Annotated in this window: 18 protein-coding genes and 1 riboswitch; all 18 genes read right to left on the bottom strand. The window is 39.2% G+C overall.

Annotation, left to right across the window (positions count from 1 at the left end; all coding sequences use genetic code 11):
• Positions 1–64 precede the first annotated feature (64 nt).
• Positions 65–162, bottom strand: a riboswitch (purine riboswitch).
• Between the two features lie 15 nt (positions 163–177).
• The 18 genes from CIL05_RS10340 to CIL05_RS10255 all read right to left on the bottom strand — a co-directional run bounded on the left by CIL05_RS10340 (position 178) and on the right by CIL05_RS10255 (position 16,696).
• Positions 178–1,518, bottom strand: coding sequence for a 5'-deoxyadenosine deaminase (locus CIL05_RS10340; RefSeq protein ID WP_095655453.1), 1,341 nt, complete (start codon positions 1,516–1,518; stop codon positions 178–180).
• A 69-nt stretch (positions 1,519–1,587) separates the two neighbouring features.
• Complete coding sequence (locus tag CIL05_RS10335) at positions 1,588–2,733, bottom strand: M20 family metallopeptidase (protein ID WP_095655452.1); 1,146 nt, start codon at positions 2,731–2,733, stop codon at positions 1,588–1,590.
• The gene (locus CIL05_RS10330; RefSeq protein WP_095655451.1) at positions 2,734–3,351 is read right to left on the bottom strand and encodes a DUF1989 domain-containing protein; all 618 of its coding nucleotides are present in this window, start codon (positions 3,349–3,351) and stop codon (positions 2,734–2,736) included.
• A 26-nt stretch (positions 3,352–3,377) separates the two neighbouring features.
• On the bottom strand, positions 3,378–4,061 hold the full coding sequence (locus tag CIL05_RS10325; RefSeq protein WP_095655450.1) for a cyclase family protein: 684 nt from the start codon (positions 4,059–4,061) through the stop codon (positions 3,378–3,380).
• An 11-nt stretch (positions 4,062–4,072) separates the two neighbouring features.
• Positions 4,073–5,884 carry an adenine deaminase gene (ade, locus tag CIL05_RS10320; RefSeq protein WP_095655449.1) on the bottom strand — a complete coding sequence of 604 codons (1,812 nt, stop codon included), beginning with the start codon at positions 5,882–5,884 and terminating at the stop codon, positions 4,073–4,075.
• A gap of 10 nt (positions 5,885–5,894) precedes the next feature.
• Positions 5,895–6,176 carry a EutN/CcmL family microcompartment protein gene (locus CIL05_RS10315; protein WP_095655448.1) on the bottom strand — a complete coding sequence of 94 codons (282 nt, stop codon included), beginning with the start codon at positions 6,174–6,176 and terminating at the stop codon, positions 5,895–5,897.
• A gap of 4 nt (positions 6,177–6,180) precedes the next feature.
• Positions 6,181–6,936 carry a hypothetical protein gene (locus CIL05_RS10310; RefSeq protein ID WP_095655447.1) on the bottom strand — a complete coding sequence of 252 codons (756 nt, stop codon included), beginning with the start codon at positions 6,934–6,936 and terminating at the stop codon, positions 6,181–6,183.
• Between the two features lie 2 nt (positions 6,937–6,938).
• On the bottom strand, positions 6,939–7,217 hold the full coding sequence (locus CIL05_RS10305) for a BMC domain-containing protein (RefSeq protein ID WP_095655446.1): 279 nt from the start codon (positions 7,215–7,217) through the stop codon (positions 6,939–6,941).
• Between the two features lie 187 nt (positions 7,218–7,404).
• Positions 7,405–7,851 carry a BMC domain-containing protein gene (locus tag CIL05_RS22805; RefSeq protein WP_095655445.1) on the bottom strand — a complete coding sequence of 149 codons (447 nt, stop codon included), beginning with the start codon at positions 7,849–7,851 and terminating at the stop codon, positions 7,405–7,407.
• A 22-nt stretch (positions 7,852–7,873) separates the two neighbouring features.
• A complete protein-coding gene (locus tag CIL05_RS10295; RefSeq protein ID WP_133065300.1) occupies positions 7,874–8,836 on the bottom strand; it encodes a hypothetical protein in 963 nt (320 codons plus the stop codon).
• Between the two features lie 54 nt (positions 8,837–8,890).
• Positions 8,891–9,154 (bottom strand): BMC domain-containing protein, encoded by a 264-nt coding sequence (locus CIL05_RS10290; protein WP_095655443.1) that lies wholly within the window; start codon positions 9,152–9,154, stop codon positions 8,891–8,893.
• Positions 9,155–9,185: 31 nt separating this feature from the next.
• Complete coding sequence (locus tag CIL05_RS10285) at positions 9,186–10,526, bottom strand: UbiD family decarboxylase (protein ID WP_095655442.1); 1,341 nt, start codon at positions 10,524–10,526, stop codon at positions 9,186–9,188.
• Positions 10,523–11,080, bottom strand: coding sequence for a UbiX family flavin prenyltransferase (locus CIL05_RS10280; RefSeq protein ID WP_095655441.1), 558 nt, complete (start codon positions 11,078–11,080; stop codon positions 10,523–10,525). Before CIL05_RS10280 ends, CIL05_RS10285 begins: the two co-directional genes overlap by 4 nt.
• Positions 11,081–11,103: 23 nt before the next feature.
• Positions 11,104–11,697, bottom strand: a complete 594-nt coding sequence (locus CIL05_RS10275) for a cysteine hydrolase family protein (protein ID WP_095655440.1) — start codon at positions 11,695–11,697, stop codon at positions 11,104–11,106.
• A 16-nt stretch (positions 11,698–11,713) separates the two neighbouring features.
• Positions 11,714–13,195 carry an allantoinase AllB gene (allB, locus tag CIL05_RS10270; protein WP_095655439.1) on the bottom strand — a complete coding sequence of 494 codons (1,482 nt, stop codon included), beginning with the start codon at positions 13,193–13,195 and terminating at the stop codon, positions 11,714–11,716.
• A gap of 449 nt (positions 13,196–13,644) precedes the next feature.
• Positions 13,645–15,174, bottom strand: coding sequence for an NCS2 family permease (locus tag CIL05_RS10265; protein WP_206207771.1), 1,530 nt, complete (start codon positions 15,172–15,174; stop codon positions 13,645–13,647).
• Between the two features lie 509 nt (positions 15,175–15,683).
• Positions 15,684–16,070, bottom strand: a complete 387-nt coding sequence (locus CIL05_RS10260; RefSeq protein ID WP_240510162.1) for a Na-translocating system protein MpsC family protein — start codon at positions 16,068–16,070, stop codon at positions 15,684–15,686.
• 257 nt (positions 16,071–16,327) lie between these two features.
• Positions 16,328–16,696: a VOC family protein gene (locus CIL05_RS10255; RefSeq protein WP_095655437.1), complete on the bottom strand. Its 369-nt coding sequence runs from the start codon at positions 16,694–16,696 to the stop codon at positions 16,328–16,330.
• Between the last annotated feature and the right edge of the window lie 154 nt (positions 16,697–16,850).

Here is a 16,850-nt window from a genome sequence, read left to right as displayed (position 1 = left end):
AAGAATCATAGACATGAAATATAATGCAGGTAGGTCTCAGAAGCTGCAAAAAAAGATTCTTCCCATATGGAAGCGCCTTTTTCGTAGCCAAGGTTTACGGTTCCCTGTAGAGACCCCCACACCGAATAGTGGAGTTATACGAAAATGGATTTATATATATAATGAAGGATTTGCTTTTTAAACTTTTGCAATCGAAGGAATGCGTTTTAATAGTCTTTTAATCGATTTATTTGCTTCATGCAGGACAAGCTCTTTGTTGATTGTTTTTACATTGCTTTTTTCCATGACAATCTTGCCATTAATTATCGTTGTGTCAACATCTGCCCTTGTAGCGGAATAGACAATTCTCGAAATAGGATCAACGTCATATGATGGATACGTATGAAATTTGAACAAATCCAAAATGGCTATGTCTGCTTTTTTTCCTACTTCAATACTTCCGATTTGATCAGCCATACCAACAGCCTTCGCGCCTCCAATTGTCGCCATGCGAAATACAGATCTTGCATCCATTGCCGTTGGGCCATGCTTCGGCTTTTGAATTAAAGAAGCTAACCGCATCTCATTAAACATATCAAGATTATTGTTACAAGGTGCCCCGTCCGCTCCCAAACTAATATTTGCGTCCATATCAAGCATATCGGGTATATCCGCAATACCAGAGGCCAATTTCAAATTGGAGCCTGGACAATGACTCATCTTTATTCCACGCTCTTTAATGATCCTTTTTTCTTCATCATCAAGCCATACACAATGTGCCAGGATAAGATTTTCGTTAGCCAATCCCAGTTTATCGAGATAAACAACATTTCTCATCCCTCTTTGCATCTCTACAATTTTTATTTCCCCTCTATTTTCAGAAGCATGTGTGTGTACCTTTACATTGTAATATTTGGATAAATCACGTACTGCAGTCAGCAGTTCTTCAGTACATGAAACGACAAAGCGCGGGCAAAAAGCATATTGTATTCGGCCATTGTCATACTGATGCCATTTTTCCAGCAGGTCGACACTTTGCTGAATTGATTTTGCTGTATCTTCTTTAAGCAATTCAGGAATATCATCACCCATATCCATCATCACTTTTCCGGAGAGACAGCGTATGCCACTCTCAGCCATTGCCTGAAATGCAGCGTCAGCATGATTAACTGTTTCCATATCAACAATAGTTGTTGTCCCACTCTGAATTAATTCACCCAGGCCGAGCATTGCTGAATAATAGCTTGATTCCTCATCATGGGAAGCTTCAAGTGGCCATATTTTTTTCTGCAGCCAGTCCATTAATTCCAGATCATCAGCCTGGCCCCGAAATAATGTCTGACAAAGATGTATGTGTGTCTGGATAAAACCCGGAATAACCGTTTTATTTTTTGCATCAATAACCTGATCCGTCTCAGAACCTAAATCTCCACCAACCTGTTTAATGATGTCATCTTCAATATACAAGTCACCATGAATAATCTCTTCTCGTGAATTCATCGTAATGATCTGCGCATTTTTAATTAACACACTTGACATGTCATTCCCCCACTCATTAAACGATTATCTAACTTTATTCCTTAATTCGTTCTATTTACGGAAAACCCTTTATTTTTCTATCATATTAGTGGATACTGAGCTGAATCTGATTGCTAATTCCTTGTAAAAGTCGATGGATCGCAAATATGCATGTACATCTACATATTCATTAGGTTGATGTGCAAATCTTTCATCTCCAGGTCCGTATATCAGCGTTGGAATTTTACTATCCGGATTCAGAACAGCGCCATCTGTATAATAGGAAACACCATAAACTGAATCCTGACCTTTTAACCTTGAGGCTGTAGTTATGATCGTACTCGCTTTTTCAGTTAAAATTGATGGCCGATCCAATAACTTATTTATGTGAAAATCAGGAGCATCTATGGCTGAAAATATTTCATGGAGATTTTGGTTTATTTCAGTGAGTAGTTCATCGTGTGATTGTGGAGGAATTGACCTAATGTCAACATGCATACTGGAGCGATCGGGAATAACGTTTGTTTGCACTCCTCCATTTAATTTTGTTATAGCCAGACTGCTTTCGCCAAGGGGTACACTGGAAATTTTCCATTTTGACTTTAAAGATTCCACCATTTCCATAACAGGCCGCATCCATTCCACTGCATTAATTCCACTTTCCGGCATAGCCCCATGTGCCGTCTTTCCACTTAAAATGATTTCAAGCCACAGGGCACCTTTATGACCAACGACTATTTTTTCATTTGTTGGCTCCCCAATTACTATTGCCTCTACATCATCTAAACTGTCTTCCTTCAAATACTGACGGGCACCACAGCTATCCACTTCTTCCCCTGCTGTTGCGAGAAAAATGATATCTTTGGGTAGCTGTTTCTGTTCTTTATACAAGGATTCAATGGCAAGAAACATGGCACAGAGACCGCTTTTCATATCTGATGCCCCGCGACCGTAAAGCCTGTCACCTTCCAGTTCTCCTGAAAATGGAGAATGCTTCCAAGGCTGCTCACCAGGCTGAACTGTATCCATATGGCCACAAAAAAGAAGTTTTCCTTTCCCTTCTCCGTTTAATTTGATTCTGAAATTGCTTCGGTTCGATTCAACTCGGGATATAGTATAAGGGATACCTGTTTTCTCACATCTTTCAGCTAATAGTTTAGCAACTTCATGTTCATTTCCAGGAGGATTGGAACTATCAATCCTAATCATTTCCTGTAGAAAGTGGACAGCATCCATTTAGTCCGCCTCCAATATCTGCATTTTCAAAGAGGTTACTTTCCATCCATTGACAGGGGCCATATCCTGGGAACAGGTTGAGCATGCTATCACCACTTCTTCCAAAGCTTTCAGACGAACATAATCACCTGGCTTGGATAATGGTTCATTAATCTCGTAATCTCCCGCTTCGTTCAGTACATTGTTCATAAACAGATTGATCGGATCAGGTACCGGCTCATTTTCAAGACCATAATCCTTCAAAGCATTTTTTAGATTATCATGACAGTTTGGATGATCTTCAGATCCATAATCTACTTTGTATCGATAGTAGTCACATGCAGGAAAAAAGAAATCGTGTTTTCCAACAGTATCTCCGGTAAAAGTCATCAATGGACGACGTTTATTACTGTACAGCCCATCACCAATTTTTAGCCGGATACTGCTGAGCGATGCTCTCATATGGACTGGTGATACGAACTCTTTTGCATCATGCCTGTTGAAACATACAAAATCCCCGACCTGCTTACCATCCAAATCAATAATAATCAATTCTTCCCCTGGTTTTAATAAAGCGCTTCTGCCTTCATATGGCGGAATTAGTATTTCTTCTCTAACTTTTTGCTGTGAAGAAACCAAATTTCACACACACTCCTCTCCATTACTTAATCAATAAATACAGCGACAGCCCTTATCGGTGAGCCCGTACCTTTTCTAATTTTTAAAGGCAATCCGAAATAAAGAAACCTTTTGTCAGCAATTTCATTCAAATTAGCCAGATTTTCAGTATTTGACATACCGTATTCTCTGCAGACAAGATGTCCGGAGAATTTAGTATCTTTTGGATTATCAATCGCAGGTGCATCAATGCCGATATTGACAACACCTTTCTCAGCCAGCCACCGTGCCCCATCATAATCAAGTCCTGTGTAGCGTGTCAGCCATTCATCAGTTCCATATTTACGATTGTAATGTCCGGTATAAAGCAGGACAATATCGCCCTTTTCCAGCACCTGCTGTGAGCGCTTTAATGCTCCCTCTAATTCTCCTGGTGTTATGTACTCATCGGGGGATACATGTGAAAGATCAAGACATACAGCCGGACCATAAAAGTATTCCAGTGGCATTTCATTGATATATTTTCCATTTGGATCAAATTCGTAGGTTGCATCCGTATGTGTTGGCCCATGCTCATTAATTAATAGATTGTTTGTTGCAAATTCAAATCCAACCTTTTCCCTGCTTTCTTCATGGGTAAGATTTGGGAAAATCAATGTTGGCTGATGCAGTGGGAAAACCGGCATACCCTGATAAATTTCCTGTGTGAGATCGACTAATCTAACAGCCATGATAAACCTCCTTATTCTACAACAGGGGAAAGTATTTCGAACTTATTTACATCGATTAACCCCATATCTGTAATTTTCCATTCCGGACTTGTAACAAGTGACCAGAAAGATAGATGCATAAATGGTACATGAATACCACAACCCAGTTCATCCTTGGCCAATCTTGTCAATTCAGCTATCTTTTCACTCACTTCCCTGCCACTAAGCTCATCTGTGATTAAGCCACCTACCCTAAGCGGCAGGTCACCAACAACTTTCCCATCCTTGATCATTGCAATACCGCCGTCCATGGAAATAACCCGATTAACAGCAGTAACCATATCTTCATAATTGGTTCCTGTAACAATAATATTATGTGTATCATGTGCAACACTTTCGGCGATTGCTCCACTTTGCAGCTTAAATCCGTTCAGGAAGGCCTTTCCAATATTCCCTGTTCTTCCATGTCTTTCTACAACAATGAGTGGAAGTACATCCTGCTTCAGGCATGGCTGAACAACACTGCCTTCTAAATTCAAATTGAATTCCTTCGCACCTGTCAGGTTTTGATCCGGAATGGCAACAATGGAGCGCACACGGGCACGACTGCCACTTGCATTAATATGAAGATCCTCAGCTTTCACAGGTGCTTTTTTGACCGAATTCTTCACACTATCCGGATACGTATAGGAACCAAGGTTAATTGTCAGCTCACCGTTTTCAGCAGCTAATTTTCCATTGAGGTATACTTGATCAATTCTCATATTGTTCAGATCATCAATCACGGCAATATTAGCTCTTTTCCCTGGTGCCAGTATGCCGACATCCTTGAATCCAAAATGTGTTGCAGGATTAATGGTTGCCATCTGGATTGCTTCTACCGGATCTATCCCTTGCGCAATTGTTCGTCTGACAATATCATTCATATGACCATCATTCAGCAGATCCTCTGGTACCATATCATCAGACACGAGGATTGCCCGCCTTGAATCCATTCCCTCTTCCGTTACTGCACGAATACACTCAGCCATATTCCTTTGGGAGGAACCTTCACGCATAAACACACTTATGCCATACCGGAGTTTCTCGACCATTTCTTCTTTAGACGTCGTTTCATGGCAGGAGACATGTGTACCACCACTGATAATATGTGCAGCCAGTTCTTTTCCAAATAGCCCTGGTGCATTTCCTTCAACGGTTTTGCCAATGCAGTTTGCATAAGATACTGCTGCAACAAGATCATCAATCAACTCAGGGGCATTTTCATAGACAGGTTGAATATTACTAAAGCTTTGAATTTCACCGATCCCCTGAACATATGGATCATCCAGCAGTTCTTCCATATGCTTTGAATTGACTTCAAAACCTGCTGTTTCTAGCCCTGGTACATCAGGTACAGCACAAGGAACCGTAAAATAAATCTGGTTTGGTAATGTTTTTGCCTCTTTAATCATTTCCTGCATACCATGAACTCCAAGAACGTTGCCGATTTCATGCGGGTCACCAATTAACGTGGTAGTCCCTGTTGGAATGGAAAGCCTAGAAAATTCCGTACATGTTAACATGGCGCTCTCGAAATGCATATGTGAATCAATAAATCCAGGGGATATAAACTTCCCCCGTACATCAACAATCTTTGTCTTGCTACCTACTAATTCACTGGTGTCACCCACCATTAATATATGTTCTCCTTTAATTGCAACGTCAGCTTCATAGATTTCCCTTGTTACCGTGTTGATTATATAGCCCCCCTTTAGTACAAGGTCGGCAAATTGATTGGAATCAAGCAACACGTCAATCAGCTGTCTCCACTGGATCGCTTTTTTAATGTTTTCAGCCTGCATAACTCCATTGTCACCCCTTAAATTTCTCGCATTCTAAATTATCAATAATTCCTACAATAGCTGCATCTACCGGGGAATCTTTATTTATAACAGCACGAGAAGCCATACTTCCCTTCACAAAGATCACTCTTTCACCAATACCTGCTCCGACAGTATCAACAGTTATAATTGGTTGAGAATCGAGAGGAGTTCCATCTAAACCGATAGATTGAGTGATTAATAGTTTTGTACCAACTAAATTTTCATCTTTTCTGGTTGCAGTAACTCTTCCGACCACAATTCCCATTTCCATACGCTCATCTCCCTTTTTCCCTACCAATCTCTACTTGATATTTTCGGGCAGTATCACGTGCAAGTGGTGTAATAATTGTTTGTTGATCTATCTCCATATAGCTTCTTCCTGCTTTGGCCAGTTTTATAATCATATTTGCTGTTATAACCTGATTCTTATTTTTTTGAAAGGATGTCAGGAAATGGTCTATCAAGTTATTCTCGTTTTCTACTAATTGAATACCAAATCCTCTTATTTGCTGTAACTGCTTTTTCATTTCAACTTTCAAATTTGCTGTTCCATGATTTAATCCAAGTTCCTGCCAGATTGTATGATATGGATCTGCACCCGCTGAGAAAGTACTGACTTGCCTTCCCCTCATCAATGCCCACAGGACTATTCGAATAGATGGACGTACGTCGTTAAAATTAAGCAGATCTGATACTGTAGAAAAAGGCAAAATTGGAATGTAAAAATGATCGAATTGTTCCTTTTGAGTTTCGACATCTTTCATGGAAATCCAATCATCAATTCCAGTGAGTTTAGCCAAATCATTTACATCATAATGATCAAGGATTTGTTCATCTGGACAGATTCGAACCCTTATATTATTTTCATGCAAATCATTTAACTCTTTCAAATCTCTTTCCAGACCATTCATATGATAAAAAAGTAAAACAAGCACTGTTTTACTATGAGCGTTTACCGCCGGTTTCTTATTTCTGAAAAAAAGTTCCCGCAAAGTAGAATCCACTACCGTACTTTGCCGGTTAGTAAGCATGTTTATTCACCTTTAGACAATAATGCACGCTCAATTTCACTATGTGGTCTAGGAATGACATGGACACTTATAAGCTCCCCAACACGAGCCGCAGCATCTGCTCCTGCATCGGTAGCTGCTTTTACTGCACCGACGTCACCTCTCACCATAACAGTTACAAGCCCAAATCCTACTTTTTCATAGCCACATATCTCAACATTTGCGGCCTTAACCATCGCATCTGCTGCTTCAATTGCACCAACCAGTCCTTTTGTTTCTATTAATCCTAATGCCTCACCCATTTAAAACCCTCCTCTTTTTAAATCCCTTTAAAAGGTTGTTCAAAAAGTCCGGTAAAAATGACACTTCGAATTTCTTCGTTAGCTTGCTTTTCCGCTACTCACGTATTAATTGCATACGTTCCGTTGCTCAAAGCTACGCTGCCTCGAACTTCTCGGTCCTTTTTATCCTCCTTTTTGAACATGCACTTTAAGCTTTTTTCTCATCATTATTTTTTTTATTTTGTTTTTTGGGAGATGAAGTTGTTTTGGCTGCATTTACAGTTTCGCCGGATTCTTCCTGATTTTCATTTTCCGCTTTCTTTCCCCGCTTTTTTGGTTTTGTTTTCTCTGGTTCAGAATCATTTTTTAACGTAAACTTACTTAAAAGCTTTTCATTAACATCTGAATGTGCTCGTGCGATTACTTCCGTTGAAATTATTTCACCTATCTTTTCTGCCTGTTCTTTTCCTGCTTCGACTGCTGAAGTAACTGCTGCAACATCACCAGTTAGCTGTATGGTTACACCGACATAACCATTTACACCAATCACTTTTTCCAAACCGATAATCTCCACATTAGCAGCTTTAACTGCTGCATCAGCCGCTGATACCGCAGTCGTATAACCTACAGTCTCTATAAGTCCAAGTGCTATCAATCAATCCAACCTCCTCTTTCAACTAAAAGTCTGTGTCTGAACTGATTAACCTTGCTGCTTCCGTTTTCAGTTCTGCAATAAGTTTGGAGATGACATGGTAATTTCCACTTAATAGTAAATAATTGCTATTTATTTCATAATTAAAATCACTTGTTTCAAAATTTTTCAGCAGTGAATCCATTAAAACAATACTTGTGTAATAAGATATCCCTTCAAGAATTGCTATACCTTCAACAGTTTTGCTGATATTAAGTTGACTTGATAGCCATGAACTGGGGGATACCGCTGTGTACGTCTCATACTGTTTGAACGAACGACGATTTAATTTTTGATACAGGTCATTCATTAATTTTCCTAATCTGTCGACATTATCATCATATAATTCTGCCGTAAAAGGTGTTCCAGCGTCTTTATTCCAGGATAAATGGAATTTTATTTCCTGATTATTTTGGATTACTTCATTGATTACCAGCAGATAACTTGGCAGACAGTCTGGCATTTTTACCACACCAACAGCTGCACTGTTGAGTGGCCGTTGAAAGCTTCCCATAAGCTTCTTAGGCAGTTTTGGAAAAAACCAAACACAACCACCGTTTTTCGTCTTTCCAATGATCCTCGCCTTATTTATCTTTGGATTATTTCCATGTGTAAACGTATGATGTTTTTTCGGAACATTGCCCTGTACGAGTGACATAGAATGAAGTGCAGAAATCGATTTCTCATTAAACTGTTCAGGCGATGTAGATCCACTTCGTTTATTACCAATCGTTTTCGGTTCTTTTAAGGGAGCTCGTGAATTCCTTTTAGTATAAGAGAGTCTCTCTTCTTTCTTTAAGCGTTGATAATTTGGTCGTTTAATGTTCTTAACAGACGGTACCGACTCTGATTTTTCGCTGTTATTGACAGCCTTATTTGATGCTATTTTTTTATTTCCCTGCAAAATTTCCTGAACCACTTGTTTCATGACATCCGACAATCGTTTCACCTCGCTTTTCCTATCTTAGGCTTAAAAATTTGAAGGAATTTTATCTTCCTTCTTTTATAGAATTTTTTTCAACTCTGAATGAGGTCTTGGTATGACGTTATATGAAATAAGTTCTCCACCGGTTCGTTCGGGCGCCAGCCTGCCAACCTCTATTGCCGCACTCACATCAGCAACATCTCCCTCAATAATTACCGTTATTAACCCCGAACCCACCTTTTTCAAATCAACTAAGCGGATGTTTGCTGCCTTTGCCATGGAATCCAATGCTTCTACAGCTGCTGTGAGCCCCCTTGTTTCAATTAATCCTATTGCACTCATCTGAGTTTCTCTCCCATCTTGTTCTAGTTATCTACAGGTAATCCTTTAAATTAATCTTCTGAATCGGGACAGATGTTCTTGTAAATAATTCCTTTTCGGACAATGGATATGTGGCGTCTATCCCCATCTTGGCCGAGACACCTCTTAAATTATGAGATGATTCCAATGGAGAACCCTTTGCTCCAGCTATGATAAAGATATCCTGATCAGCCTGACATCTTGTAGCAATTGCCCACTCAACATCTTCCGAATCAAAAATGTCAACGTCGTCATCAACTACAACAACATGCTTCAAATCTTTATCACTGGCAAAGGCAGCCATTGCTGCTTGTTTTGCATCACCCTCTGATTTTTTTTCAATCTGAATTACTGCATGTAAGCGCGCTGCTGCGGCCATTGTTATATGAACGGCTTTCACATTCTCAACAACTTGACGTATCGTACTGAATAAAGTCATTTCACGAACAAGCGACATTGGCAATTTTTCTTCAGAACTTGACGGAAAAATCGTTTGCGAAATCGGATCGTCCCTGTACGTAATTGCTGACATTTCGACAATTGGCTGTGGCATATTTCCCCCGTAATAGCCCCCAAGTTCTCCAAAAAGCCCTTCCTCGTCTCTTTCATTTGGAAGAATCTTTCCTTCCAATACAATTTCAGCTTCTGCCAATACCTCAAGATCAACTGTCTTGCATTGAACGACATCCAGGGCTTGTCCAAGAAGTGCACCTGCAACATTAAATTTATCCGTATGATATAGATGTGTGCTATATTGTGAAGCGAGCACAATAGCCGGAACAACACCGAACATAACAGCAATTTCCATTGCCTCCCCCTTTTTTTCCATGTCTGCATACTGCCTTGCAAGCTCGGGTGAAGTAATCACGATATTTGTTCTGTTACCCCCAATAAACTTCATTCTTCGGATAGAGGTATACCGCTTTTTTCCTTCTGGATCCTTAACAACTAAAACACCGGAAACATAATAAGGAGCGCAATCTTCTGTATGAAATGTTGGTATAGGGAAGAAGTCATCAAGATCAAATGGTCCCATGACAACATTTTCATGTACAGGTGCTGTTGGCACTGAATTTGTCGGGATTGGATTGATAATCGAATCAATCATTTTCGGGATTAATTCCGATTCATCCAACCCGATGCTATCTGCCATCAATTTGCGGCTACCACCAAGTCCTGCAGCCATAGGAACCGTATAACCTTTTACATTGTCAAACAGAAATGGCTGTTCCCCTTTCATTGACTTTACAACTGCACCAAGTTCATACTCAGCACTTACCTCTTTTTTTATACGGTAAAGCAGTTCGCGGTTTTCCCAATCATCAAGTAAGTCTCTCATATTGAGGGGGTTCATTTTTTCTCACCCCATCTCTCCATTAATTCATGTTCCAGGCCTAGTTCATCCATAATACGTCCAACCATAAAGTTAACCAGCTCCCATATTTCTGTTGGCCGATGATAGAAACCGGGGCTTGCAGGTAAAATGGATACACCTGTTTCAGCTAATGTCGTCATGTTTTTCAAATGAATTAAATGAAAAGGGGCTTCCCTTGGTACAATAACTAAATTCCTTCTTTCCTTCATCACAACACTGGCTGCACGACTTAATAGTGCATCTCCTACCCCATTTGCAATGGCGCCAAGTGAATTCATGGAGCATGGAACAATTACCATCCCATCCGTTTTAAAAGAGCCACTTGCAACAGATGCAAACAGATTTTGATTATGATGAACAATCGCATACTGCTTCAAATCCTTGATATCCACACCACATTCAAATTGCATAACCTTTACTCCCATTTCGGTAGCAATTAAATGGATCTCAATTCCCATTTCATGGAGTGCACGGATCAGTGTATATCCATAGATTGATCCGCTTGCTCCAGTGATGCCGACAATGATCCTCATATTACGGCCCATTCACATATGCCTTAAACCGTTTGCCGGTTTTGGGAGAATTTTTTCTTTGCGCCTTCTTTATAGTCATCTGTCGTCATAATCTCTCCGAACAAATCCATGTCTCGAAGGCCAGATCGATGCATATCATCATCTTTGGAAGCCGTTCCATCCGACAATGCAATGACATTATAGCCTTGGTACAGTGCATCTGAGGCTGTACTTCTAACACACACATTTGTCCAGACTCCTGTGAGAACAACCGTATCAATCTGTTCTTCTCTTAGGAACAGATCAAAATCGGTAAAGCTGAAAGCACTATGACGGCGTTTTTGCACGACATAATCACCTTTATCCTCTTGGGGCTCAAGCTCTGGAATAAACTGTGAACCCCATGTACCTTTAATTGCATGAACTGGTCTCACCCTAAAGTCTGCATCATTTTTCCGATGTGCTTCCTGAACATTTATAACCTGTATGTCATTTTCATGGCAAAAGTCAATTGCTTCCCTGATTTTCGGGACAATTTTCTCCCCATTGGCACATCTGAGAGCAGCCTTTTCCCCAATAAAGTCATTTAGCATATCGATAACAACCAGTGCATGTTTTTTTCCTTTTAACACTGTCATTTCACATCGCCCTTTCTTAGTTATTAATTAACGCCTTTTCTTGTCTCTGCTGTGATGCCAGTTCTTTTGCAGTCTCTTCATAAACTTCATATTTAATGGAGCGATCCAGCTTCTGAATACTTTGTCGCTTAACAAATTCCCCATAGCCTGACTCACCTAGAATCCCGCCATTATCTTCGTCATAAACCACTTTCCCCCGGACAATTGTCTGGATTGGCATTCCTTTTAATTGCATACCATGCAAGGGATTATACTTTGCCATGGATTCAGTTTTCTGTTCATCAATGGTATATTCACGTTCCAGATCAATCACAGTGAAATCCGCATCACTTCCAAGCTCCATTGAACCTTTTTTCGGATAAATGCCATAATGAATCGCGGCATTCCTGCTTGTCACTTCAACAAATCTGGACAGGGACAGACGACCTTTATTTAAACCTTCACTAACAAGGATTGGAACCATCGTTTCGACTCCAGGAATTCCCGGGAAACTATTCCAAATATCAGAATCCGGTGCATCTTTTTCTGTTGCAATTTCATAAGGAGCATGGTCTGTACCAACAAAATCAATCGACCCATCTGCCAATCCCTGCCAGTGAACAATGTTATCTTCTTTTTCCCTGAGTGGTGGAGCAATTTTTGCAAACGTTCCCCGCTCTGTCATCGAATCCTGCGCATTTAGCACAAGATAATGTGGACATGTTTCTGCTGTCACTTTAACCCCGCGTTTCTTTGCTTCCCTAACGAGTTCAACACCCTCTTTCGTTGTCATGTGAACAATGTGAACTCGAGCGCCTGTAGCTTCCGCAAAACTAATTACCAGCTGGATTGCTGCTTTTTCAGCAAGTGCCATTCTTGCTTCAGCCCATGCTGGACCATCCATACGTCCCTCTTTTTTCATTTTTTCCGAATAGAAAGTACAAATTTCATAGTTTTCAGCATGAACACCAATTGGCATTCCTGTTGGTGCAATTTTACTGAATATCTCGAGCATTTCTGCATCTGTTACCTTTGGAAATGTCGGAACAGATGGTGTCATATACACTTTAAATGCAACTACCCCTTCTTCTATTTGCGGGTAAATGTTATCAAGCAATTCTTCTCTAACATCCTCACCAGTCATGCCACCCCAGAAGCAATAGTCAATATAAGCCTGACTCTTTAGTGGTTCAATCTTTTTATAAAAACTTTCTCTGTCCCTTACGGATGGTTTACTGCAGCATGGCATGTCAATATGTGTCGTAATTCCTCCTGCAGCAGCAGACCTGGTTCCTGTCGCAAATGTTTCACGATGTGTAAAACCCGGATCCATAAAATGTGTATGGGGATCGATACACCCTGGTACAACAAGATTTCCTTTGATATCAATTATTTCCTTGGCAGCCATGCCGTTGATAGCATTTGTGAATCCTACTATCTCCCCATTATCTACCAATATATTTGTTTCCACTTTTCTATCACCTTGAGGTATTAGTGCATTTTTTAAAATTAAATCCATTAAATTCTCTCCTTTATAAATGTATAATTTTAATAGCTTTATATTCTATAGCTACCCCTATTCACGCACTTTATTTGCCATTTATTCATTAGCCCCCTCTTCTACAAATAAAGTTTTTCTATATAAAAAAAACCGCAGACTTAAAATAATTTCCATACAGGAAATATTCTAAATCTGCGGTTCAAATAACCTCCGTATAACAGAGACTTAATGTAACCGCTTCAAGAACAGCCCGGAACAAAAACGATCCTGCGTTAATGCACCTGAGCGTTAAAGAAGATATAATTTTTATTTACGTTTCATTGTTATTAATTATATTTTAATGAATCTGCTTACAAATGTCAACATATATTCCGAAAATTGTTTTTATTAAATATATTCGGGTAGATTAGGTTCCCTGTAAAAATAAAGGAGACCATCAGATAGACTGCCTACTTCATTTAGAAAATTTAATTGGCTTTTCTATCAGTTAATTCTTCTTGTGTATTAAGTTGCTTTTTCTGCATCACACTCGCTGTTCTTGACATGATCAGGAAGTATAATCCAATTACCAAATAACCGATTGCATATTCAGGAGATGCATTAAAAGCTATTGCTGGTGCATGAATGATACCAAAAAACGATAGAAGTGTACCAGCAAGGGAGAACATTGTTGCCCGCTTGAAGTCAATATCAATAATACATACCACTATCGCACCTAAAATGATCGCTGAAATAAGTGCACCCTGCCCCAATGGAACAATAGCTCCTGAAATATCAGCGACGATTTCCTCTGCACCGCTGTTAAACCTTGTCATGATGTAATTTGAGAAATATGGAATCATAGCAATCGCAATTGCCGGAAAGTATTTACTGTGTGACGTCTGATAAGCAGTTGCAATCATGGTAATTCCTATAAACACCATAATTGGTGCAATGGCAGAAATAGGAATAATAGAAGAGATAACGGCAACAAGACCGAACATGGCAGCAAAAATATAAACGATCCCATTTAAAATGCTATAGCCTCTTCCAGCACCCATCCATTTAGATCCGGTAGATGCCATGTATACTGTAGTTGGGAATGCTCCACCAAAAATAGGTCCAACCATTGTACCAATCCCATCAGTAATCATGCTCTCCTTTATATCGTATTTATCTCCAAGTGCGCCAACCGCTTCTACATTGTTCATCGTTTCAATTGCATTATAAATCGTGATCGGAACCACAACAGCAAAAATAGTTGCTGCAGTACCAAAAAGAAGTCCCAACCCTTCAATAGAAGCTAATGTCGGAAGGAATGGATAAAAACCGAATTGGGAAAGTCCTTCGGTAATTCCATCCAATTTTGCATATCCCAACATATATGCTAATAAAGTTCCAATGACTATTGCAAATAATGTAGCAGGAATTTTGAATGGCATCGCAATTTTACCAATGATCCCGACGATGATAATTGCAAGTACAACAAGTCCAACCACAGGTATTTGTAGTGTATTAAACATCATTTCTCCAGCAATGAAGGTGAGTGCCAAACCTGCTAATGCACCAAGCATCGCAGCCCTTGGAATATTTCTGTGTATCCATTTACCAATAAACCCCATTAACGCTTCAACAATCCCACTTATAAAACAGGCAGCTACAGCAATCTTCCAGGCCATTTCATGACTTTCTGTTAGTGCCAATGCCGGTGCCATCACTCCAAATAAAAAGACAAACATTGGCGGGGTGCTAATACCATAGGCTAATGCAGTTACATCTGTACGCTGTTCTTTAATAGCTAATTTTTTCGCCATATGGGCATAGTACAGATTACCAGCCAATACAGCTACTGCTGCACCGGGAACTACACGTCCAAACACAATCTCTGCCGGAAACCCCATACCTAACATTGAAACAGATATAATTACAAAGTTTGCCAGGTTGTTCTGAAACAATGCAAAAAAAGCATCTGTATCTTCTTTCTTAAACCAAGGATAATGAACAGCAGTTTTATCCAATTTCTTTCACTCCCTATTAATTGTTTAAGTTCAACATAAACCAATTTATGGGGTGTACTATAAACTCATTTTTTCAATAGACCTACTTCTACCTACAAGAAGAATACCTAATTAAACCCTCCTTCAGCTAATTATTGTCTTAATGAAGTAGCTGCTAATCCCTCCTATCTGCATTGATTTACAAGTTGCTATTTTTCTTTCATTGTTGATTTCTATGTTTTTATATGAATTAATTCCTCTACAGAATATAAAAAAACCGCAATCTTAAAATATTTCTCCATTAATGGAAATATTTTAAGTCTGCGGTTCAAATAATCTCCGTATAACAGAGATTTTATGTAACCGTTTCTAGAAACAGCCTGGAATAAAGCGAACCTGCGCTAACATTCCAGATCATTAAAGAAAACTAAGTTTCTTCACACCGTTAGGAAAGTACAAGCTGTCGATTGGAAGACGTTCGATGATATACAGCAGATCTTAAACGCAATTTTTGTGCAGACAGGGTATTGTCATTCCCTTACAGGTACATCAATCGGCGAGTTTTCTTTATCAAAAATAACTACACAGCAGGCATGCTCTGTCACCGTATCATAATCTTTTAAAACAGATATTGCCCGGTGTCCCGTCACTTCTTCAATTTCCTGTTTTAATTTTGATTTAAATTCAGAAATAAGCGCAGCATCAGCATAAGTTGTCAGTTCCTTAAAGTTTTTACTCAATGCAGTAAAAGCAGGTATCCTTTTGTGTTGTGCGAAGATAATGATCCTGTCACTAAAAACATTAATTCGTTGACTTACTACTCCAGTTGCATAGAATTCCTGATTGATCCTATTATAAACCTGAGCAATCGTCTTCTTTAGTACACGAGTATCAGTTGAGGAAAAAGCTACATTCACAGTTCCACCCTCCATCCTATTATTAATTATAATAGTGAACAGGCTTATATAAGTCAAGACGTTTTTAGAAAATTTATAATAATCTACATTTAATTATAAATTTCGACTAATTTCTAAAAGCCAAGGTGAGCACACGAAATAGGAAATGCCATTATAACGCAACGCATTTCCTTTCATATTGTATGGCTAGGTAGCTTTTTATTTCTTGTTCTACAAATAAAAAGACATTAAAGTAATTTCGAGCAAATAATAATTGTTTACATCCATTCCAAAAATTCAATCCGATTGCCAAATGGGTCTGAAACGTAAAAACGATTTGCACAAGGCAGAAGTTCATCTATCGAAAAGTCCACATTCTTTTCCTTCAAATACTTTTTCATAGCTTCAATATTTTTCACCCGAATTGCAGGATGTGCTTTTTTTGCCGGACAAAATGGATCCTCTATGCCAATATGTATATGGACAGATCCTGCTTGAAACCAAACACCACCATTTTTACGTAATGAATCTGGCTTTTCGATTTCCTTAAAACCTAATAAAGCATCGTAAAACTTTCTTGCCTGATCTTCCCCGTTCTTTGGAGCTGCTAATTGAACATGATCAATTAATTCATAATGAAAACTCATCCAATCACCTCTTATACTTATTCTAACCTTTGCAGAGGAATAAATATAATATCCAATTCAAATCAACAACCAAAACATTTAGTTATATGATAAGGCTGTTTTTCATAAGGATTTGTTGTTTCACAAAATCTATAGACTGCGAAGTAACTTTTAA

This window comes from Virgibacillus profundi, from assembly GCF_002287375.1.
GTDB classification, from domain to species: domain Bacteria; phylum Bacillota; class Bacilli; order Bacillales; family Amphibacillaceae; genus Virgibacillus_K; species Virgibacillus_K profundi.
Note: the sequence above shows the minus strand (reverse complement) of the source record. Positions and strands in the feature narration are given on the sequence as shown.